The organism is Desulfobacter sp. UBA2225, assembly GCF_002348205.1.
GTDB classification, from domain to species: Bacteria; Desulfobacterota; Desulfobacteria; order Desulfobacterales; family Desulfobacteraceae; genus Desulfobacter; species Desulfobacter postgatei.
The window spans coordinates 1-19627 of record NZ_DDYV01000323.1 but is presented as its reverse complement, the minus strand read 5'-3'; the positions used below and the strand labels follow the sequence as shown (position 1 = coordinate 19627).

The 19627-nt window shown below is 50.6% G+C and carries 21 protein-coding genes and 1 pseudogene; 10 read left to right on the top strand and 12 right to left on the bottom strand.

Annotated features, from left to right (window positions below; genetic code table 11):
• From B3D59_RS16795 to B3D59_RS16760, 8 genes are all read left to right on the top strand, one after another.
• Window positions 1-1709 (top strand): urocanate hydratase (locus B3D59_RS16795; RefSeq protein ID WP_286822289.1); only part of this gene is annotated, 1709 nt, incomplete at its 5' end.
• Window positions 1710-1813: 104 nt separating this feature from the next.
• Window positions 1814-2038, top strand: a complete 225-nt coding sequence (locus tag B3D59_RS16790) for a hypothetical protein (RefSeq protein WP_286822288.1) — start codon at window positions 1814-1816, stop codon at window positions 2036-2038.
• Entirely contained in the window at window positions 2035-3063 is a 1029-nt protein-coding gene (locus B3D59_RS16785) for a DUF4105 domain-containing protein (RefSeq protein WP_286822287.1), read from the top strand. Before B3D59_RS16790 ends, B3D59_RS16785 begins: the two co-directional genes overlap by 4 nt.
• The gene (locus B3D59_RS16780; RefSeq protein ID WP_286822286.1) at window positions 3060-4004 is read left to right on the top strand and encodes a hypothetical protein; all 945 of its coding nucleotides are present in this window, start codon (window positions 3060-3062) and stop codon (window positions 4002-4004) included. Before B3D59_RS16785 ends, B3D59_RS16780 begins: the two co-directional genes overlap by 4 nt.
• A 38-nt stretch (window positions 4005-4042) precedes the next feature.
• Window positions 4043-4966 carry an esterase/lipase family protein gene (locus tag B3D59_RS16775; protein ID WP_286822285.1) on the top strand — a complete coding sequence of 308 codons (924 nt, stop codon included), beginning with the start codon at window positions 4043-4045 and terminating at the stop codon, window positions 4964-4966.
• Window positions 4967-5028: 62 nt separating this feature from the next.
• Window positions 5029-5187 carry a hypothetical protein gene (locus tag B3D59_RS16770; protein ID WP_286822284.1) on the top strand — a complete coding sequence of 53 codons (159 nt, stop codon included), beginning with the start codon at window positions 5029-5031 and terminating at the stop codon, window positions 5185-5187.
• Window positions 5188-5604: 417 nt separating this feature from the next.
• On the top strand, window positions 5605-6093 hold the full coding sequence (locus B3D59_RS16765) for a hypothetical protein (protein WP_286822283.1): 489 nt from the start codon (window positions 5605-5607) through the stop codon (window positions 6091-6093).
• Window positions 6094-6124: 31 nt separating this feature from the next.
• Entirely contained in the window at window positions 6125-6685 is a 561-nt protein-coding gene (locus B3D59_RS16760) for a lipid-binding SYLF domain-containing protein (protein WP_286822282.1), read from the top strand.
• Window positions 6686-6792: 107 nt separating this feature from the next.
• On the opposite strand, the gene B3D59_RS16755 is transcribed toward B3D59_RS16760, so the two are convergent.
• The 10 genes and pseudogenes from B3D59_RS16755 to B3D59_RS16710 all read right to left on the bottom strand — a co-directional run bounded on the left by B3D59_RS16755 (window position 6793) and on the right by B3D59_RS16710 (window position 15830).
• Complete coding sequence (locus B3D59_RS16755) at window positions 6793-7626, bottom strand: metal ABC transporter permease (RefSeq protein WP_286822281.1); 834 nt, start codon at window positions 7624-7626, stop codon at window positions 6793-6795.
• Window positions 7613-8383 carry a metal ABC transporter ATP-binding protein gene (locus B3D59_RS16750; RefSeq protein WP_286822279.1) on the bottom strand — a complete coding sequence of 257 codons (771 nt, stop codon included), beginning with the start codon at window positions 8381-8383 and terminating at the stop codon, window positions 7613-7615. The genes B3D59_RS16755 and B3D59_RS16750 overlap by 14 nt, the downstream gene beginning before the upstream one ends.
• Window positions 8384-8421: 38 nt before the next feature.
• Window positions 8422-9354 (bottom strand): metal ABC transporter solute-binding protein, Zn/Mn family, encoded by a 933-nt coding sequence (locus tag B3D59_RS16745; protein WP_286822278.1) that lies wholly within the window; start codon window positions 9352-9354, stop codon window positions 8422-8424.
• 50 nt (window positions 9355-9404) lie between these two features.
• Window positions 9405-9851 (bottom strand): DUF1178 family protein, encoded by a 447-nt coding sequence (locus tag B3D59_RS16740; protein ID WP_286822277.1) that lies wholly within the window; start codon window positions 9849-9851, stop codon window positions 9405-9407.
• Window positions 9852-9896: 45 nt separating this feature from the next.
• Window positions 9897-11243, bottom strand: coding sequence for a B12-binding domain-containing radical SAM protein (locus tag B3D59_RS16735; RefSeq protein ID WP_286822276.1), 1347 nt, complete (start codon window positions 11241-11243; stop codon window positions 9897-9899).
• Window positions 11233-11712, bottom strand: a complete 480-nt coding sequence (locus B3D59_RS16730) for an Lrp/AsnC family transcriptional regulator (protein WP_286822275.1) — start codon at window positions 11710-11712, stop codon at window positions 11233-11235. The genes B3D59_RS16735 and B3D59_RS16730 overlap by 11 nt, the downstream gene beginning before the upstream one ends.
• 56 nt (window positions 11713-11768) lie before the next feature.
• Window positions 11769-12890: an S-methyl-5-thioribose-1-phosphate isomerase gene (gene mtnA, locus B3D59_RS16725; protein WP_286822274.1), complete on the bottom strand. Its 1122-nt coding sequence runs from the start codon at window positions 12888-12890 to the stop codon at window positions 11769-11771.
• A gap of 134 nt (window positions 12891-13024) precedes the next feature.
• Entirely contained in the window at window positions 13025-13825 is an 801-nt protein-coding gene (gene trpA / locus B3D59_RS16720) for a tryptophan synthase subunit alpha (protein ID WP_286822273.1), read from the bottom strand.
• Window positions 13818-15055 (bottom strand): annotated as a pseudogene (gene trpB / locus B3D59_RS16715) (tryptophan synthase subunit beta). The gene trpA and the pseudogene trpB overlap by 8 nt, the downstream one beginning before the upstream one ends.
• 40 nt (window positions 15056-15095) lie before the next feature.
• Window positions 15096-15830: a GntR family transcriptional regulator gene (locus B3D59_RS16710; RefSeq protein ID WP_286822271.1), complete on the bottom strand. Its 735-nt coding sequence runs from the start codon at window positions 15828-15830 to the stop codon at window positions 15096-15098.
• A gap of 327 nt (window positions 15831-16157) precedes the next feature.
• On the opposite strand from B3D59_RS16710, the gene B3D59_RS16705 reads away from it, so the two are divergent.
• A complete protein-coding gene (locus tag B3D59_RS16705) occupies window positions 16158-16676 on the top strand; it encodes a hypothetical protein (RefSeq protein WP_286822268.1) in 519 nt (172 codons plus the stop codon).
• A gap of 121 nt (window positions 16677-16797) precedes the next feature.
• Here B3D59_RS16705 and B3D59_RS16700 read toward each other — a convergent pair whose 3' ends face one another.
• Together B3D59_RS16700 and B3D59_RS16695 are read right to left on the bottom strand one after the other, a co-directional pair.
• On the bottom strand, window positions 16798-17724 hold the full coding sequence (locus B3D59_RS16700) for a nucleotidyl transferase AbiEii/AbiGii toxin family protein (protein WP_286822267.1): 927 nt from the start codon (window positions 17722-17724) through the stop codon (window positions 16798-16800).
• On the bottom strand, window positions 17708-18121 hold the full coding sequence (locus tag B3D59_RS16695; protein ID WP_286822266.1) for a DUF6088 family protein: 414 nt from the start codon (window positions 18119-18121) through the stop codon (window positions 17708-17710). The genes B3D59_RS16700 and B3D59_RS16695 overlap by 17 nt, the downstream gene beginning before the upstream one ends.
• A gap of 601 nt (window positions 18122-18722) precedes the next feature.
• Here B3D59_RS16695 and B3D59_RS16690 point away from each other — a divergent pair.
• Window positions 18723-18935, top strand: coding sequence for a hypothetical protein (locus B3D59_RS16690; RefSeq protein WP_286822265.1), 213 nt, complete (start codon window positions 18723-18725; stop codon window positions 18933-18935).
• Window positions 18936-19627 lie beyond the last annotated feature (692 nt).

Sequence of the window (19627 nt, the reverse complement as noted above, 5' to 3'; positions counted from 1 at the left end):
TCCAGGTGATGATCGACAACAACCTTGATTTTGATGTGGCGTTGTATCCTTATGAACTGGTGACCTACGGGGAGACCGACGCGGTGTGCCAGAACTGGATGCAGTATCAGCTGATCAAACGCTACCTTGCGGCGCTCACCGACCACCAGACCCTGGTGATGCAGTCCGGGCACCCGCTGGGGCTCTTTGCCTCGGCACCGGACAACCCCAGAGTTATCATCACCAACGGGCTTCTGGTGGGGCTTTACGACAACCCGGAGGACTGGGAGATTGCCGTGCAGATGGGGGTCTCCTCCTACGGCCAGATGACGGCCGGCGGCTGGATGTACATCGGCCCCCAGGGGATTGTCCACGGCACCTACAACACACTTCTCAATGCCGGGCGGCAGATGTGCGGGGTTCCGGCGGACGGGAATCTGGCAGGACTGCTCTTTATGTCATCCGGTCTTGGCGGCATGAGCGGGGCCCAGCCCAAGGCGGCGAAAATTGCAGGGGCGGCCTCCATCATCGCAGAGGTGGATTCCTCCAGGGTGTTAACCCGGCATGAGCAGGGCTGGGTGGATGTGGTTTCCGATGACCTGGAAACGGTTTACCGGACAGCCAAGGCCGCTGTAAAAGCAAAGGAGAACACATCCATTGCGTTTCACGGCAACATCGTGGACCTGCTTGATTTTTTGATCAAAAAAGAGTTGAACGTGGATCTGTTGTCGGATCAGACCTCATGTCATCTGGTGTATGACGGCGGGTATTGTCCGGTGGGCCTGACGTTCGAAGAACGCACCCAACTTTTGGCCAGCGACAGAACCCGGTTCAAACGCCTTGTGAATGAAAGCCTGAAACGGCATTATGAACTGATCCAGAAACTCACGGCCAAGGGCACCTATTTCTTTGACTATGGCAATGCCTTTTTAAAAGCGGTGTTTGATGCCGGTGTTACCCAGGTGTCCAAAAACGGTGTGGATGCCAAGGACGGATTTGTCTATCCCTCCTATTTTGAAGATATCATGGGGCCGATTTTCGATTACGGGTACGGCCCCTTCCGCTGGGTATGCCTTTCCGGCAAGCCCGAAGATCTGGATAAAACCGATGCAGCGGCCATGTCCTGCATTGATCCGAACCGCCGGTCCTATGACCGGGACAATTACGTGTGGATCAGGGATGCCAAACAAAACAGACTGGTGGTAGGCTCCCAGGCCCGGATTTTATACCAGGATGCAGCAGGCAGGGTATCCATTGCCCTGAAATTCAATAAAATGGTCCGAACCGGTGAAGTCTGCGCCCCCATCATGCTGGGCCGGGACCATCATGATCCCGGCGGCACGGATTCCCCGTTCAGGGAAACCGCCAATATCCATGACGGTTCAAATGTGTGCGCCGACATGGCCACCCACTGCTTTGCCGGCAATGCAGCCAGGGGCATGAGCATGGTGGCACTGCATAACGGCGGGGGCACCGGCATCGGCAAGGCCGTGAACGGCGGATTCGGCCTGGTACTGGACGGCAGCGAACGCGTGGATTCAATCATCAAATCCGCCATGCTCTGGGATGTCATGGGCGGGGTGGCCCGAAGGAACTGGGCCGGCAATCCCAACGCAAGGGAGGTTGCGATTGCCTACAATAGCCAAAACCCCAATGGCGACCAGATCACCATCCCCCACCCGGCAGATGAGGCAAAGGTTGCGGCTGCAGTGAATAAATTGTTTGAATAATTCGAACCAGAGGCAGTCCAGAGGTCAAAGTATGGACCCCCCAAAAGGATTATCAGGCTGGGGATAACATCAAAATTTTTTTCATAGATTGAAGGAGAGATGTGATGAGCAAAAAATGGAAAACAGCGGTAGGCATCGCCCTGATCTGGATGACGGGATTGGTGTTCAGTGGCAGTTCCTTTGCCCAGGATCTGATCATTTACCCCAAAGAGGGACAGAGCCAGGAGCAGCAACAGGCCCAGCAGCAGGCGGCCTACGAACAGAATATGTCCAATTTCAACCGTGCTTACGGGGCATGCCTGGAGTCAAAAGGATATACCGTCAAATGAGGGCTTTAGGTGTCATTTTTCTGGCGTTATTACAGATTTCCCTGATGGTTTGGGGTGTTCTGGCCATCTATTTTTCCTATCTGCCGATCCCGCTGCGATACGGCGGGGCCGGTCTGTTTGCCGTATCTTCAGTGGCAGTCCTTCTGCTGGTGCGGCCGTGGCTGAAGGGAGCCGTAATTTTCTGGGTCATGTTTGCCGTTGTCCTTGGGCGGTGGCTTTCCATGGCGCCGTCCAATCACCGCGACTGGCAACCTGATTGTGCCGTGCTGCCATATGCCACGGTGAACGGGGATGACATCACCATTCACAACATCCGCAATTTTGATTACCAGACCGAGACCGACTACACCGTCCAGTATTATGACAGGTCCTTTGCTCTTTCCGGCCTCAGAAGTTTTGATCTTATCATGTGCGACTGGGGCCTTCAACACATCGTACATACCATGGTCAGCTTCGGTTTTGACGATGGGTCGTATCTGTGTGTTTCCATTGAGACCCGCAAGGAAAAAGGGGAGGCCTACTCAACGATCAAGGGGTTTTTCAGGCAGTATGAGCGTTTTTACGTGGTGGCGGATGAACGGGATCTGATCCGGTTGAGAACCAACTTCCGGCAGGGAGAGACCGTGTATCTGTACCGGCTTCAGAATGTTTCCCCGGCGGTCCTTGAGCAGGTGTTTCTGGATTATGTCAATTACATCAACCGGCTGGTTGATACGCCGGAATGGTATAATGCCCTGACCGGCAACTGCACCACGGAAATCCGGGGGCATACCCGGCCCTATCCCAACCGGGTCAAATGGGACTGGCGGATACTGGCCAACGGATATGGGGACCAACTGATGTATGAAAAAAATATGGTGGACACCTCACTTCCCTTTACCGAATTGAAACAAAACAGCATCATCAACCAGACAGCCATGGCAGCGGACCGGGACCCGGCATTTTCAAAAAAAATCCGGCAGGGACTTCCCGGCATGAATCATGGGGGAACAGTCAGGATGAAAAAGGAGACGTCAGATCAATGAAACTTCAGCACGATGTTCGGGCGCACGGCCCGATTTTTTTACAGCACAGAACCTGGTTCATTCCGGTTCTCACGATACTGCTCATGGTTTTTCTGGCCGGGTGTGCCACGCCCATCGGCACCCGTCAGGTGGGAATCAAACGCACCTACGAGCAGATCAACACCAATGCCATCAAAAAAGATGTTTACAGTGACGCGACCCGATCGGTGCTGCACCGCTTTGATCTTGAGAAACAGTTTGACAAAGATCCTGCCGTAGCCATTGAAACACTTCATGAAATCGCCTGTGAAGATGACCGCCGGGACCTTTTGTATGCCCTGTCTGAATTATCCTATCTGAGTGCCGGCAAGGTACACACAAGTAATACGTCGGGTTCGGACACGGCCCTGCAGGCAAAGAACTATTATCTGGCTTCGGCGGTCTATGCCTATTTCTATCTGCTGGGAGAACGGGGGGGGGCATTTCCAGATCCGTATGACCGGCGGTTCCGGACAGCCAGCGATTTTTACAACACTGCCTTGGCCCAGTCTTTGCTCGACCGGGAACAGGCCCTGCCGGTCAGAAAGACCCGGATCCCTCTTCCGGTAGGCACCTTGTTGGTTGCGCTGGACCAGGACCGGTCTTTCTATGACATGGATACGCTGGAAACCCTTGTTCCATCGGACACCCTGCTGGTTCACGGGCTCAGTGTCCGGGACCGCAGACCCGGACTCGGGGCCCCGTTTGTCGCGGTGGAAAAAAAATTGCCCGGCATGCAGTTTGCCAAAGCCACCCCCGGGACCCTGTTCATGCGGGTGGACGGAGATATCCGAAACCTCAGACAGGGGGGGGGCAGGCCAGCGTTGAACTCCACTCCTCCTATGAAAAAAGGGTCACCAAAGTCCGCGGAAAAAACATCCCGCTGGAAAATGACCTTTCCTCACAGCTGGCCTACTCCTTGAACCAGAATTTTTTATGGGATATGGGCAGGCTGCAGTTTTTGAAGGGCCCCGTGATCCAAAGCGGTGTTTTCCCCACCCAGCCCTACAGTCCGGACCGGATCCCGGTGGTGTTTGTCCACGGCACATTCAGCAGTCCGGTCTGGTGGGCTGAGATGTTCAATACGCTCCGGTCGGATCCGGTTCTGTGGAAAAACTATCAGTTCTGGTATTATGTCTATGACAGCAGCAAACAGCTGGTTCTGTCGGCCGTAGATCTGCGCGAAAAGCTGTCTGAGAGGGTACAGGACCTTGATCCCCAGGGCCGGAATGCCGCCTTACAAAAAATGGTGGTGGTGGGTCATAGCCAGGGGGGGCTGCTGACCAAATTGACGGCCGTGGAAACCGGTGACCTCCTGGTCAAGGCGGCCACCGGGAAGAAGCCGGATGAACTGGAGATGACGCCTGAAAAAAGGGGCATGGTCGAAAAATACATGATCTATTCACCGCTGCCGTTTGTCAAGCGGGTCGTCTTTATCTCAACCCCGCACCGGGGAAGTTATCTGGCCAACAACTGGGTCCGGAACCTGGTGCAGCGCCTTGTGACCCTTCCCCAGGAGGTGTTGAAAACATCCCTCCAGTTTCTGGCTTTTGCAGGAGAAACGAATATACCCGGATTTGAGAACAAAAAAATGATTACCAGCCTGGACGGTATGTCACCGGAAAGTCCAGGATTGCTGGCCCTGGCAGACATCCCGCTGGCCACCGGGATCACCGGCCATTCCATTATCAGCATCAAAGGGGATGAGACACCGCCGGACGGTGAGGATGGGGTCGTCAAATACACCAGTGCGCATGTCGACTACGCGCAGTCGGAATTTATCGTCCGCACGGGTCACTCCAGCCAGAGCCATCCGCTGGTCATTGAAGAGGTCCGGCGGATTCTTCTGGCCCATCTGGAAAGCACATCCGCACTCAAAGACTAATCCCGGTGAAAAAAGATCACTATATTCTGCGGGCATGAAAAAAATAGACACAGGAGTAAGACATGGCAGTAGGATGGGTAAAAGATGGGGCCGTTCAGGAAGAGATCGACGCGGGCGTGGCAGATGCGGTGAAACGAGCCAGAAGCCGACTGGGCAAAGGAAAGAGCCGGACCCATTGCGAATGGTCACTGCGCCAGGTTCGGGCCGCACTGGACACATAAACCACCAGCACCCCGCCATAGTTGAATCCCGTGAACATGGGAAAGACCCAGAAGCCTGTGGCGGATGCCGATAGGTTAATGTGCTATTTTTTGATCTCTTGGTCATGGCTATCTCCTTATATTTTTCTTGGTCTAAAAAAAAACTCAAATTTAGAATTGCTGTATGCAGAGTATTGCGTTTGTCCTTTGTATATTTTATATATAAATATTGGCAATATCGTAAAATTCACCTTTTTTGAATTTGCTGCCATTCGGACTGCAACTTTCGCCCGTAATTGATGCAGTTCGGACTCTCTCTCTCTCTCTCTCTCTCTCTCTCTCTCTGAAACGCAACATGAGCCTTTATAATTATGACAGATATGATTTACGATTCACCCACAATGATTACCAACATTAAAAAAAGAAAGGAAATCGATGATGAAACGAAAAATTACCCTGTTGCTTGTCATGATGCTCGCCATGACGGTATGGATTTTTCCGGCGGCAGCCGAAGAAAAGCCCGCTGAGACCATGCAGTTTGTGATTGAAAAATTACAGGCGGACAAACGGCTTCTGGTCGCAGAAAACATGCAGATGACCGAAGCGGAAGCCAAAGCGTTCTGGCCGGTGTATGAGCAGTACCAGATTGAACTATTTCTGCTCCGGGCCAGGACCCTGCGCCTGATTGATTCCTATGCCAAGGCCTATGCAGACATGACCGAAGACAAGGCGAGAATGCTTCTGGATGAAATGCTGGCCATTGAATCCATCGGTATGACCCTCCGCCAGGTATATCTGCCTGATTTCCGGAAGGTTCTGCCCGATGTCAAGGTGGTTCGGTTCTACCAAATTGAAAACAAAATCAATGCAGCACTGATGTACCAGCTGGCTGCTGATATTCCCCTGATCAAAACAACCAACCAGTAATATCTCAAAAATATCTGAAAAGGAGATCACCATGAAATATCTTGGATACAGACTACCTGTTTTTCTGTGGGTGCTTGCCCTTGCGGCCGTCACCATGATGGCGCCGACTGCTTCCTCTGCGGCCGGAGACAAGGGCATTGACACGGATGCAGCGGCTGCACTGGAGGCGTTGTATTCCCAGTCAGATTCCGCCAAAACCCTGGGAAAAGCCGCCAAAGGGGTTCTTGTTTTCCCCCAGATCACCAAAGGGGGATTTATCGTGGGTGGACACTACGGTGAAGGGGTCCTCATAGTCGACGGAAAACAGATCGGCCGGTACAGCACAGTGCAGGCTTCCTACGGCCTGCAGGCGGGTTTGCAGAAATATGCATATGCCATGTTCTTTATGACCCAGGAGGCACTGGACTGGCTGAAAACCACCAAAGGCTGGGAGCTGGGTATCGGTCCTTCCATCGTTATTGTCGATGAAGGTGCGGGCAAAAATTTTTCAACCACCACGCTAAAGTCAGAAATCTATGCGTTCTTTTTCGGCCAGAAAGGGCTGATGGGCGGAATGGGAATCCAGGGAACCAAAATATCCAAAATGAAATAACCGCATGATCCGGCTGATCCGGTCTTTTGGATCAGCCGGACACATCCGGACGGCAGGTCCGTGTTTTTTTGAAATATAAAATAATCTGGGGAGACAGGGTAACCGGCCTAAAGCCGGTTTTCCCGAACCGTTCTGGGTATAAAGTCCCGGAGTTTTTCAAAACCCAGGGTGACCAGGAATACGGTGCCGGCCACCATGATGATGGCAGCCCCCGAGGTCAGGTCAAACCGGTAGGACAAATAGAGCCCCACCATGGTGAAACAGGCGCCCAGCAAACTTGAACCGGCCATCATTGCCCCCAGGGAGCGGGCATATTTTTCCACCATGAACGGAGGGATAGTGAGCAGCGCAATCACCATAATCAGCCCGACCACCTGGATCACCATGACCACGGTGAGTCCGAGCATGGCGATCAGGGAAAAGTAGATCCCGTGGACCGGAAGCCCCCTCAGGCCCGCAAATTCCTCGTCATACGAAACCGCCATAAGCTCCTTGTAGAAAAAGACAACCAGAACAAGAATCAGGGTGCCGATGATACCCATGATGACCAAATCTGATCCGGGCACAGTAAGAATACTGCCGAAAAGATAGCTCATCAGATCCACATTATACCCTGGGGTCAGATCCACCAGAATAATGCCGAATGCCATGCCCACAGCCCATATCACGCCAATGACGGTATCCGCCCGTTGCCTGTTGTTCAGGGTAACTGCTGCCATGACAAGGGAGGCGCCCAGGGAAAACCCCATGGTGGAAGGGATCACCGGCCAGTTGAAATAAAATGCCATGCCGATCCCCCCATAGGCGGCGTGGGCAATGCCCCCGGATAAGAACACAATGCGGTTCACCACCACCAGCGTGCCCATGATGCCACAGATGACGCTGGTCAGCAGTCCTGCGGCCAAGGCATGACGCATGAACTCGTACTTAAGAATTTCCATCGGCTCCTCCTGCGTGCTTATGCCCTACCCCGGGCAGGACCTGGGTCAACACCTGTACTCGGCACACATCTTCCACCGAGCAGGCATACATGGTTTCAAGCATCTGTCCTTTAATCTCCTCCTCGGAATGATAATGCAGGCCATGGTTCACGCAGGCCACGGATTTGACATAACTGGACACGGAAAACAGATCATGGGTGACCACCACAATGGCCACATCCTTATTCAGGGCTTCAAGCAGGTTTAAAAAATCCCTCTGCCCTTTTGAGTCTATGCTTGCCGTGGGTTCGTCCAGAAGCAACAGACGCGGCCGGGTCATCAGAGACCGGGCAATGAACACCCGCTGGCGCTGTCCTCCGGAAAGTTCCCCAATCTTTTTGCGGGCATGTTCGGCCATACCCATGCGCTCCAGCGTGGCCAACCCCTCTTTCTCACACTCTTTCCGGGTCCGTCTGGACTGCCCGAAATGCCCCCCCGTACCCAGGCATCCCATGAGCACCACATCCAGGGAGGTAATGGGGAAATGGTTGTTGATATGGACGTTCTGGGGCACATATCCCAGGGCCTGAGTATGCCTGCCGGGACGCTCCCCCAGCACTCGGATTTTACCCTTATCCGGCTTGATCAGACCCAGGATCAGACGAATCAGAGTCGATTTCCCTCCGCCGTTGGGGCCGATAAAGGCTATAAAATCATGTTCCCGGATGGTCAGATTGATTCCGGAAAGAACAGTTTCTCCATTGTAGGAAAAATCCACATCTTCAACCGTAACCAGGGCTTTTTCTAGAATCGCGATTATTTCAGGACCTCCTTGAACTGTTCAGCCACTTTTTTCATATTATCCAGCCAATCCAACGCCAGGGGATCAGCTGGTATAACCTGTCCGTTGATCTCCTTGGCCACAAGGTCTGCACTTTTGGTTGAAAACTGGGGCTGGACAAAAATCACGTTGATGGCTTCGTCTCTGGCATGCCGGATCAGAGCCTGGAGCTTTGCCGGCTTAGGGTTCTTACCTTCTATTTCAATGGGGATCATTTTCAGCTTGTAATCCCTGGCAAAATAACCCCATGACGGATGAAAAACCATAAACTGCATGCCGGCATTGTCCTTTAGCATCTCGATCAAATGCTGATCAAGGGCATCAATCTCCTTAACAAAGGTATTATAATTGGCCGTGTAAAAATCCATATTTTCAGGGTCTGCGGCGGCAAGGGCGCCAAGGATGTGTTTGGCCTGGATCATGACCAGCCTGGGAGAGAGCCAGATATGCGGGTCCAGTCCGGCATGGCCATGATCATTTTTGTGGTCACGGTACTTTTCCGTCCGGGCTTTGTCATCATCTTGATCTGCCTGCTCTTCCCCCCCGTGATGGTGGACACCCATGGACTGTTTTTCTATGTCTTTATCCGTATGCACAATGGTCATATCCGGATTGGCGGATGCAATTTTGTCCAACCAGAATGTTTCAAAGGGCACGCCAATGGAGAAATAGAGGCGGGTTTTGGATAGTTTGGCCATCTGTGCCGGTTTTGGCTCATATGTGGCCGGGCTTGCCCCGGGTTGGACCATCACGGCAACGTCTACTTTATCTTGGCCAATTTGTTGCACAAAATATTGCTGGGGCACGATGCTGACAAACACGGGGAGCCGCGTTTTGGCCCAACCCGATCCGCAGGAGATGATGATGATGACTGAAATAACAACAAAAAACTGGACAAACCTTTTCATGTCAGGCTCCTTTTATTATTATATTGGGCAGGGCGCAGGAAACAGGCGAATTAATTGAGGTCTTCGTTGTCTGTGTTAAAGGTTGGAAGTTTAAAAACCGGGACCCCTTCTTTTTCCAGGGTTTTTTCCTCTTCCTTGGTGGTGGTGCCCCGGATCTGTTTGAACTCTTTGACCCCGTAATGCATTTCCAAGGCTTCTTTTGCAAAGGATGAGCCTACATTTTCATAGTTGTTTTCAACGTACTGGGTCATCCTTTCGGCAAATTCGGCCATGGCGTCCAGTTGGGCCTGGGAAGCCATCTCCTGGCCTGAACCGCCGGAAACTGGGGCGGCCGATCTTCGTATGGCCACGGCAGACAGCTTGGGGCTTACTGAGAAACTGTCACACACGGGGCATTGCAGAAGGCCCTGCTCCTGCTGCCGGCTAAGATCGTCCCGGTCGTCAAACCAGCCTTCAAAAACGTGCCCGTTAATGCATTCCAAATCAAATACTATCATAATTTTATTCAATTAAATTATATTTTATAATTAATGGGATATACGTTATTTCACTATCTTTTTCAATTGAGAAATTCGATCCAGATCCTGTTGCGAGCGCACACAGGGAAACAAGCTGTTGTTGGTCAGCGCCGGATGGGCCGTGATATCAAAACGGGCATTTTTTACGGCATCCGCCCACATGGGGGTGTGAGGGATGGGGGTGTAATAGGCGAGAACCGGGGTTAGCCCCAGGCCTTTCACCAAGTTGACGGACGCTTCCACCTCATCAAGATTCTGGTCGGGCAGTCCGCATAGAAGGTAGGCGCCCAGCTGATCCTTTGCAAATCCGGATGTGCGCAGGTGATCCACGGCCGTAAAAAATTCATTCCGTTTCACCTTAATGTCGTGGCGATGGCTTGAAAAATCTGCGGTTTCAAGCCCCAGGCGGATGGTCTTAAATCCTGCTTTGAACATCAGATCCGCTGCTTTTGCCGAGATCTCTTTTATATGCAGGGCATTGGGGGTGTGAAAAAAGATGTCCATTTTTTCATCAATAATGCGTTCAAGCAGGGGAAACGCATATCGTTCCGGATTAATTAGCAGCGCATCATCGTAAAAGGCAAAATTTTTCACCTGAAAATTGTTATGCCAGTGACACAGCTCCTGAAAGACATTTTCAGGGGAGCGCCGCCGCAAGCGGGGTTCAAGAAAGGAAGAGGCGCAGTATTCACAGGAAAAGGGACACCCCCGGGAGGTCAGAATTGGCGCATAGGCAATGGCGTCCTGGAGATCCAGGGCTGCAAAGGGGGTGGTGTCAAGGTCTGCCGGGTCGGGCATCTCATTGAGGGTAAACCCGGTGTACGTTTCAACCAGATCTGCCAGGACGGGTTCGGCCGGGCCGGTAATGACCTGGTCTGCCCCGGAATATTTTCGGGCATGGGTTTCACAAAGACTCGCATAAATACCGCCCAACACCACGGGCACGTCGGGAAGAATCTTTTTGAGCAGGGCAATGGTTTCAGCCACACCCGTGGCCCAATAGGTCATAAGCGAGGTAACCAGGATCAGGTCGGGCCGATCCATGGCCAGAAGATCCTGCTCAATCCACTCTTTTAACGCCCCGTACCGGGTGAATTTTTTACTGACATGGCCCAGATCGGCGTCAAGCGCCCGGGGTAAAGGAATCTGGGTTTTGTCAAAGGGGCCTCTGCCGTCCCAATACACCTTGACAGGTTTTGTTTTCCGGGGGTGAAACCGATTCATGCAGTCCAGAAATGAAACCCGCACGCGGTTCTGGCGCAGGATGGCGGCAATGGTAAAAAGACCCAAGGGCCGGGCCCAGAAATCAAAAGCGGCAAAATCGTGGACCCAGGGATTGACGCAAAGAATGTGAGGCGGATCAGCTTTCAAAATACTGCATGGATGTTTTTTTCAGCTCCCGGCGGGAAAATAGCAGGGTATAATCCTTTTCACCCGTGGCTTCTGAGACCTTTGCCACAATGGCAAAGCATTCCTCCTCGGTTGCCCCGTGAACCATGGTGTACAGGTTCCTATCCCACCCGGGCGCAGGATTCCTCCGGTAGCAATGGGTGATCTCACGGAAGGAGGCCATGATTTTTCCCACCTCTTCCACCCGCTCTTCAGGCACTTTCCAGGCCACCATGGCATTGGCCTTGAATCCCGACTTCTGATGTTTAAGCGTGGCACCAAAACGCCGGATCATATTTCTGTCATGGAGACTGGACAGCACTTTAAGAAATTTTTCTTCTGAAATCCCGATCTGTTCTGCCATTTCAAGATAGGGGCGTTTGCAGACCGGGATGTCGGTCTGCAACAGTGAAATTACTTTTTTTTCCAGGTCTGTGAGGGGTGTTGTCATAGACTGATTTCCAAAATCCTTTTTTCGGGCTGCGTCTTCACGCGCACCCTGTTCTTTTATCCGATTTTTTTATCTGCTTTTTTGTCTGGGAACAATGCCATAATCTGTTCTTCACCGGCACCGCAAATGCCGCGTTCGGTGATGAATCCGGTCACAAGACGGGCCGGGGTCACATCAAATGCGTGGTTGGCCGCCGGACTGCTTTCCGGCGGCACCAGAACAGATGAAATTTTTCCATCGTAAAACCCTTGAACGTATTTAATCTCGTCCGGGTCCCGCTCTTCAATGGGAATATCTTTTACACCGTCAGTGATGGTCCAGTCAAAGGTGGATGATGGAAGCGCTACATAGAAGGGCACATTGTTGTCCCGGGCAGCCAGTGCCTTGAGGTAGGTGCCGATTTTATTGGCCACATCACCGGCCCGGGTGGTGCGGTCCGTGCCGACAATGACCAGATCCACCATGCCGTGCTGCATGAGATGGCCTCCGGCATTATCCGTGATCACGGTATGACGGATACCGTGTTTGCCAAGCTCCCAGGCGGTCAGGCGCGAGCCCTGGTTCAGGGGCCGCGTCTCATCCACCCAGACATGAATGTCAATGCCTGCATCAAAAGCGGTGTACATGGGTGCTGTGGCCGTACCGTACTCGATGCAGGCAAGCCAACCGGCATTGCAGTGGGTCAGGATGTTTACGGGCTCACCGTTTTTCTTTTCAGCAATCTCTTTGATGATGGACAGACCGAATTCACCGATCTTCCGGCAGTTTACAGCCTCTTCTTCCACAACGACCAGGGCTTCTTTCAACGCGGCTGCCACCCGGGCGCCATATTCGGACGCGTTGAGGGCTTTCTCCATGACCCGGTCCACGCCCCAGGCCAGATTGGTGGCGGTGGGCCGGGCATCTCGAAGACGTGCGCACTCACGCTTAAACCATGCATCATCCGCACCCTGGTTGCCCTTCTGCACCAGAATGACATAGACACCCAACGCCCCTGTGGCACCGATCAACGGGGCACCTCTGACATACATCTCCTTGATGGCATGGATGACCTGATCATTGCTTGTCAGGTCTTGGACAATCAGCTCATGGGGCAGGCGTCTCTGGTCTATAACCCGAACAGTTTTTGACTCATTATCAAACCAGATGGGCCGCATCTGTTTTCCATCCACATTCATGGTGCGTTTCCTCTAAGGATTTTAGATTTTTTATTCTTATACCAGATCAAACACTTTATTTGTATCATAAAACCCAAAACCGAATCAGGAATCAAGGCGCAATGGTATTTTAACCAAATGGAAATATAAAAGCCTTATTCTGTCAGACTGCGAATAAACGGGCCAGTGGCATCTACCCCTTTTTGCTCCACCTCCCGGATGGTCTGGGAACCCACCACGGCAATGTCTGCTTTGCCCACAAGAAAATCAACGTCGGCCTTTTCTTTTACCCCGAAGCCCACGGCCGTGGGCAGCCGGGTGAATTGCCTGCACCGGTCAAGGTAGCTTCCCATTTCTGACGAGAACTGAGTCTCTTTTCCGGTAACCCCTTTTCTTGCCAGGCAGTAAATAAAGCCTGTGGCATGGGTATTGATCATCTGCATACGCTGATCCGAGGTTTCCGGAGAAAAGATAAACACCGGGGAGAGATCATATTTGTTCATGGCAGACAGATAATCACCTGCCTCCTCCGGCGGAAAATCCGGGACAATGGCGCCTTTTATTCCAATTTCCGACATGCGGGAGGCAAAGGCATCCATCCCGTATTTAAAGAGAATGTTGCCATAGGTCATGAACAAAAACGGAATGTCAAAACTGTCCGACACCTTTTGGGCAAACGCAAAACATTTTTCCACTGTGGCGCCACGGTCAAGAGCGGCCTGGTTGGCCTTGAGGATCACCGGCCCGTCTGCCATGGGTTCTGAAAACGGGATCTGCAGCTCCATCAGGTCCACACCGGCGTCCACCATCTGCCGGACAATTTCAAATGAGGCCTCAAAGGAAGGGTAGCCCATGACAATATGGGTCATCAACAAAATATCTTTTTTCTTTCGCTGTTCCCGGATATAGGTTTCCAGAAAGGCGGGGGCAGGTGCCGAAGTAGTTGTATCACTCATTTTGATATTCTCCTGCTTTGGAACAGATAAATTCTTTCCATTTGGGATCGCCAATGGCATCGGCCACGGTGAAGATGTCTTTATCCCCCCGGCCNNCCGGCCGGACTGGTTGATGATGATGATATCATCCGTTGACATGTTTGCAACTTCCTTAAAGGCGCCTGCAAAGGCGTGGGATGACTCCAGGGCCGGGATAATGCCTTCCAGCCGCATGGTCAGCTTAAGGGCGTCCACCACCTCGGTGTCCGTGGCATATTCAAACCGGGCTTTTTTCTCATCTCGCATATTGGCAAGAATGGGGGAGACACCGACATAGTCGAGACCTGCGGAGATGGAGTGGGTCTCTTTCATCTGGCCGTCACTGTTCTGCAAAAAATAGGTTTTATAACCCTGGGCAATGCCGGGGCTGGCATCTTCGGAACAAAGCCGCGATGCATGACGACCCGACGCAATACCTTCACCCCCGGCTTCAACGCCCACAAGTTCAACCGGATCATCCATGAATCCCTGGAAAAGCCCCATGGCATTGGAGCCGCCGCCCACACAGGCAAAGACCTTGGACGGCAGCCTGCCTTCGGCTTTCATGATCTGGATACGGGCTTCCTTTCCAATAATGGACTGGAACCAGGAGACCATTTCAGGAAAGGGATGGGGTCCGCAGGCGGTTCCCAATACATAGTGGGTGGTGTCCATGTTGGTGACCCAGTCCCTGAATGCCTCGTTGATGGCATCTTTGAGAATCCGGGTGCCGTCGGTGACCGGCACCACGGTGGCGCCGAGCTGCTCCATCCAGAACACATTGGGCCGCTGGCGCAGTACATCCACCTCACCCATGTAGATGGTGCAGTCAAATCCGAACTTGGCCGCCATGGTGGCCGTGGCCACACCGTGCTGGCCTGCGCCTGTTTCCGCAATCACCCGTTTTTTACCCATCTTTTTGACTAAAAGCCCCTGCCCCATGACGTTGTTTGCCTTATGGGCGCCTGTGTGGTTGAGGTCTTCGCGTTTGATATAGATTTTTGCCCCGCCAAAGTGCCGGGTAAGGTTTTCGGCATAGGTCAAGGGCGTGGGACGGCAGGAATAAGTTGCCATCAGGGTTTCATATTCTTCCCAGAAACGCTTGTCTTCTTTGGCCAGCCTGAACCGCTCATCCAGCTCATCAAAGGTGGCCACAAGGATTTCAGGTAAAAATGCCCCGCCAAAGGGACCGTAATATCCGCGGTGTTTCATGTATCTGCCTTTCTTAAAATGGTTGGCAATTTGATTCGGGTCATAAATTTATATCTGAATTTTTAATGGTCTGGGAAAAGGCAAACCGGTCCGTTCGGCAAAACAGCACCGAATAAATCGCACCAGGCGCTTTGGGAAAATTTAACAGCCGCCGGACCACCAGGATCGGCTCTAAAGGCGACATGCCCAAAATAGAGGCCCGTTGTTCATTCAAGGGTTGCACCTGGAACTGCTGGGTGCCGTCGGAAGGTGCCAGATAAAACCGTTCGGACACCACCCGGGACAAGGAGTTATCCCCAAGCGCCATATGCTCAATACCCGCAAACAGATCCGGGTCCAGAAAAATATCCTCCAGCAGCACAGGTTCATCCCGGGCCACGGTCAAACGGGACATCGCAAAGGCGGGTTTGCCGTGAAACGGATTTTCCACATCGCCTGTAACGGTTTGTTTATTCAAAGGTAAAATCACTTTTTTTTGCGTAGGCACCCCCTTGGTTGAAAATGCCTGGGAGGTCCCGGCAAGGGAAAACAGATCAATTTGCGGCGAAGGTTCCTTTACAAAGGTTCCGGACCCACGCTTTCTTTGGATCAGTCCCCGTTGCACCAGAATATCCATGGCCTGACGCACGGTGGGGCGGCCCACCCCATATGATTTTGCAAGTTCCGTTTCGGACGGAATCATATGCCCGGGCGGGTAAACGCCCTCCCGGATACGGGATTGCAGCTGTTCGCAAATCTGATGATACAAGGGTATGGGGGAGTCAGGATTCAGCATAGCCGGTATTGCTCTTAAGTTTGCAGCCGTTCGGAAATTGTATTTTACTTGTTATCCGGCGGGCTGTTCAATTAATAATATCGGCATCATAGTTGATAATATGTCAAGTTGTCAAGACATTTTAACAAATCAATTCTATTTAAAAATGCAAGTCAAAACAACCTTGCATAGACGCCTTTATTTTGTTACGAAATACATACAGCAACGAAAAACAGATCTACACTGAAAAAAATGGAAGCCGTAAGCCATAAGCACGATTTTTCATAGGGCCTTGCAGATCCAGTACTCCCAGAATATCAAACTGCCGGTAAAAACGTGGATAAAGATATGATTTTGGCAATCCTTTTGGAGGGCATTACCATGGATAAGAAATATTTCACAACCATTATTCTCATTCTGACTGCGGCCGCAACACTGCTTTGCGGCTGCTATCCGAAACGGGTCGGCCCCCTTGACCCAGAAGGAAAACAGCTGACCTGGGAACAAATGGACCTGAGCCAGCGCAAGGCCCATATGCGTCAAAAGGTTCTGCCGGTTGCCGCCGATGTCTTCGGCACCTGGCAGCCGGAACGGTTTGCCCGGGTAGATTGCAGCCTCTGCCATGTCCAGGGAGAGACCCAGGGTATATATGACATGCCCACGGCTGCCCTGCCCCGACTAAGCGGAGCACTGCTTTTGGGCCCCGAATTCGACAGGGCTCCGGAAACCACCCGGCTCAAACTCGACCGCCTGGTTCCAGAAATGTCTGCAGCCCTGGGCGTCAAGCCGTTCAGCATTATCACCCGCACAGGCTTTGGCTGCTATTCCTGCCATTTGGGACCAAATGGCGCGATGTTCGGGAATTAACGGGCTGAAGTATGTTTCTTGTTTGCATTAAATAAGCTGTCCCCGGAAATCATTGAGTAAGCTGTCCCCGGAAATCATTGAGTAAGCTGTCCCCGGAAATCCCTTACCCCTTGCGCTACTGTTATTGATTATAAATCCCAATGATTCGCTCAAGAGCTAAAACTGCATCATCAAAACTAATTCGTTCAGCTTCAAGCGCATAGGACATACTTTCGACAAATCGCTCATACTCTTTTTGATATAATGGATCTTCTTTTAGAACATTCAGCGCTTTAGCCAATCTATCAGAAATAGGCATTTCGGCTATAAGCTCTCCGCCCCTGCGTTCTTGATCGTGCTGCAATGACTCTTGAGCCGATACAACAAAATTGCTCTCGGCATCTTTTATAACAGCTTCTAATGCGGCAAGATCATGAAGATGACGGATCATTGTTGGATCATCTTTTTCAGACGCCCTATCACGGATCAAAATGCGCCAGGTTAAAGCACTGAGTTTATCCCCTGCCGTTTCAATGGCCGAAACGCAATCAATCTTTAACTCAGGTTCCCCTTGATATATATCGGATACGATTGAGTGAATGCTCCGGTTTAGTGTAGGCCTTTTTAATTCCATGAACGTCATCTCTAATTGGAGATGAGGTCTAAGAAAGGAGCCTTCAAAAGCCCTGTTGTACTGAATCGGAATTTTGAAAAACCGTTGGCTGTCACCACGTAAAATATTATCTTCATCGATAGCGAAGCGCTTGTCACTTTGAATTGCTGAAACCACTTCTTTGCGAAAAGCCCGCCTTTGCCCACCAGACAAGGATTTCCCGTCCGGTACAGTCAGGATAAAATCCAAATCTTCTGAAAACCGCTTTATCAAGCCATAACCCTTAGAAAGACTGGTGCCGCCTGAAAATGAAATTTTCACATCCTTGCTACTTTGTAGCTCTGATATTAAGACAAGGAGCTGTACCGCATACCAATCTTTCTCAATAAAGGCGGGATCAATACCTAATTCTAAAGCAACATCCTGAATAATAGTACTATCAAGCGATTTTTTCAAAAGAAACATACCTTCCGTTATAACCAATACGCCTTACGATCCGCTCTTTAACACCGATTACTTGCCCGGTTGGTACTTGGGTTGATTTACCGGAATTATAAGCCACTTCGGCAGAAGATGGAACAACCTGCACATCAAGCTTTTTTAAAAGGGATTTTGCAAGGTCTGGCAACGGCTTTTCTGGAACAACGGCACCAGTAACGCTCGATCTCCTTGCTCTGGCGTATGTACCATAGCCAAGACTCACAAGAGCACCTTTACTAACAAGCCCTCTCAAAATACGTCCAACCTGGTCATATCCGCCAATATCCTTAAAATCATCTCGCACAAAGACAGGAATCTTACTACGCTTAACTCGGTAAGTTATTTTGCCTTCTAATGTGTTTTTAATTGGCATCTCTACTCCTTACAAAAATACGACCTTTATACTTACAAAAATACGACATGCAAAATTTTATATCAAGCTAAAAGTATATTATATTATATATAGTTATAAAAAAATATTAAAATTCATTAACATCGATAAATTAAAATAATGAAAGTATTTTTTTGTGTCAAAAGAGTCCTTTTTTCGGGGGGCTTTATCTTGCATTTCCCCCCTTTTTAGGGCCTGCGGCCCCCCGCCCGTCAAGGCCAAGCCTAAATGGAAAAAAGAACGGAACCGTGTTACCCGCACCATTCCCGTCTTTTTTGCCTTGACCGGCTTACCCCGCTTAAAATCCGGGGACACCTTTAAAATCCGAAAATCCGAAAATCCGGGGACACCTTACTCATTGTTCTTTCGACCAGTTTTTTTTGCGCCTCAGCCGCCTGTCTAAAATAGCTTCCAAATGTTTTACAAAAGTCGTTTGAACCGCCGTCTATTCCCTGTTTGTGTAATGTGATGAGGGAAAGTCGGAGCCACTGCACTGATCCGTGTAATGGTATAAATTTAAACAAATGCTTTAATTTCTGCCAATAACTAAGGTGTCCCCGGAATTTTCCAGGGTATATATGACATGCCCACGGCTGCCCTGCCCCGGCTAAGCGGAGCACTACTTTTGGGCCCCGAATTCGACAGGGCTCCGGAAACCACCCGGCTCAAACTCGACCGCCTGGTTCCAGAAATGTCTGCAGCCCTGGGCGTCAAGCCGTTCAGCATTATCACCCGCACAGGCTTTGGCTGCTATTCCTGCCATTTGGGACCAAATGGCGCGATGTTCGGGAATTAACGGGCTGAAGTATGTTTCTTGTTTGCATTAAGTAAGCTGTCCCCCGGAAATCCATTATATATTTGAGGGCTCAAGTTCTGTATGGCCGCTGGGGCAACATTATAAAAAATTTGACGCATTCATTACGGTGTGATTTCATGGACATAGCAACTAAGGAGGCAATCTAAATTTTTAGAATGCACCCTTTCTTGTTTGAATTGAGTAAGCTGTCCCCGGAAATCTTATCATTCTCGCGGTATCTTGTAAAAAAAATTTAAAACTTGGCCCTGCCGGCCTTGAGGCTTTTTCAGTCGGGTGGAATGAATGGAGGACAGAAAAAATGGCTGTTTCTTTTTTTCGGACAGGAAAGGAATCCGAAACACAAGCGTAGCGCGTGAGTTTTAGGTTATATGTAAAAATTTAAACTTATTCTTGCTTTTCATTATCAGGGATGTTTAATCTCCAATTAATTTGAAATTTTGCTCTAAACCGTTCCACCTAAATACGAATAGATAGAATCTGCCTACAAATTATTTGAAGTTACTATGAAACTATTAAGGGAGAATCTCAATGGAAGGCAAATTTAAAGGATGGATAAAAGAAAATAATTTTGGTTTTTTAGAGGTTAACGATAATTGGGGCGATATTTTTTTACACATCAGCCAAGTTCCTAAAGATATAACATTGCATAAGGACCAAGGATTTAATAATTT

Excerpts from the sequence above, each read along its gene's own strand:
- B3D59_RS16760 (WP_286822282.1), top strand. The coding sequence starts at position 6,125 with ATGAAATATCTTGGATACAGACTACCTGTTTTTCTGTGGGTGCTTGCC.
- B3D59_RS16745 (WP_286822278.1), bottom strand. The coding sequence starts at position 9,354 with ATGAAAAGGTTTGTCCAGTTTTTTGTTGTTATTTCAGTCATCATCATC.
- B3D59_RS16780 (WP_286822286.1), top strand. The coding sequence starts at position 3,060 with ATGAAACTTCAGCACGATGTTCGGGCGCACGGCCCGATTTTTTTACAG.
- B3D59_RS16765 (WP_286822283.1), top strand. The coding sequence starts at position 5,605 with ATGAAACGAAAAATTACCCTGTTGCTTGTCATGATGCTCGCCATGACG.
- mtnA (WP_286822274.1), bottom strand. The coding sequence starts at position 12,890 with ATGAATGTGGATGGAAAACAGATGCGGCCCATCTGGTTTGATAATGAG.
- B3D59_RS16695 (WP_286822266.1), bottom strand. The coding sequence starts at position 18,121 with ATGCCAATTAAAAACACATTAGAAGGCAAAATAACTTACCGAGTTAAG.
- B3D59_RS16690 (WP_286822265.1), top strand. The coding sequence starts at position 18,723 with ATGCCCACGGCTGCCCTGCCCCGGCTAAGCGGAGCACTACTTTTGGGC.
- B3D59_RS16755 (WP_286822281.1), bottom strand. The coding sequence starts at position 7,626 with ATGGAAATTCTTAAGTACGAGTTCATGCGTCATGCCTTGGCCGCAGGA.
- B3D59_RS16770 (WP_286822284.1), top strand. The coding sequence starts at position 5,029 with ATGGCAGTAGGATGGGTAAAAGATGGGGCCGTTCAGGAAGAGATCGAC.
- B3D59_RS16710 (WP_286822271.1), bottom strand. The coding sequence starts at position 15,830 with ATGCTGAATCCTGACTCCCCCATACCCTTGTATCATCAGATTTGCGAA.
- trpA (WP_286822273.1), bottom strand. The coding sequence starts at position 13,825 with ATGAGTGATACAACTACTTCGGCACCTGCCCCCGCCTTTCTGGAAACC.
- B3D59_RS16730 (WP_286822275.1), bottom strand. The coding sequence starts at position 11,712 with ATGACAACACCCCTCACAGACCTGGAAAAAAAAGTAATTTCACTGTTG.
- B3D59_RS16705 (WP_286822268.1), top strand. The coding sequence starts at position 16,158 with ATGATTTTGGCAATCCTTTTGGAGGGCATTACCATGGATAAGAAATAT.
- B3D59_RS16785 (WP_286822287.1), top strand. The coding sequence starts at position 2,035 with ATGAGGGCTTTAGGTGTCATTTTTCTGGCGTTATTACAGATTTCCCTG.
- B3D59_RS16740 (WP_286822277.1), bottom strand. The coding sequence starts at position 9,851 with ATGATAGTATTTGATTTGGAATGCATTAACGGGCACGTTTTTGAAGGC.
- B3D59_RS16790 (WP_286822288.1), top strand. The coding sequence starts at position 1,814 with ATGAGCAAAAAATGGAAAACAGCGGTAGGCATCGCCCTGATCTGGATG.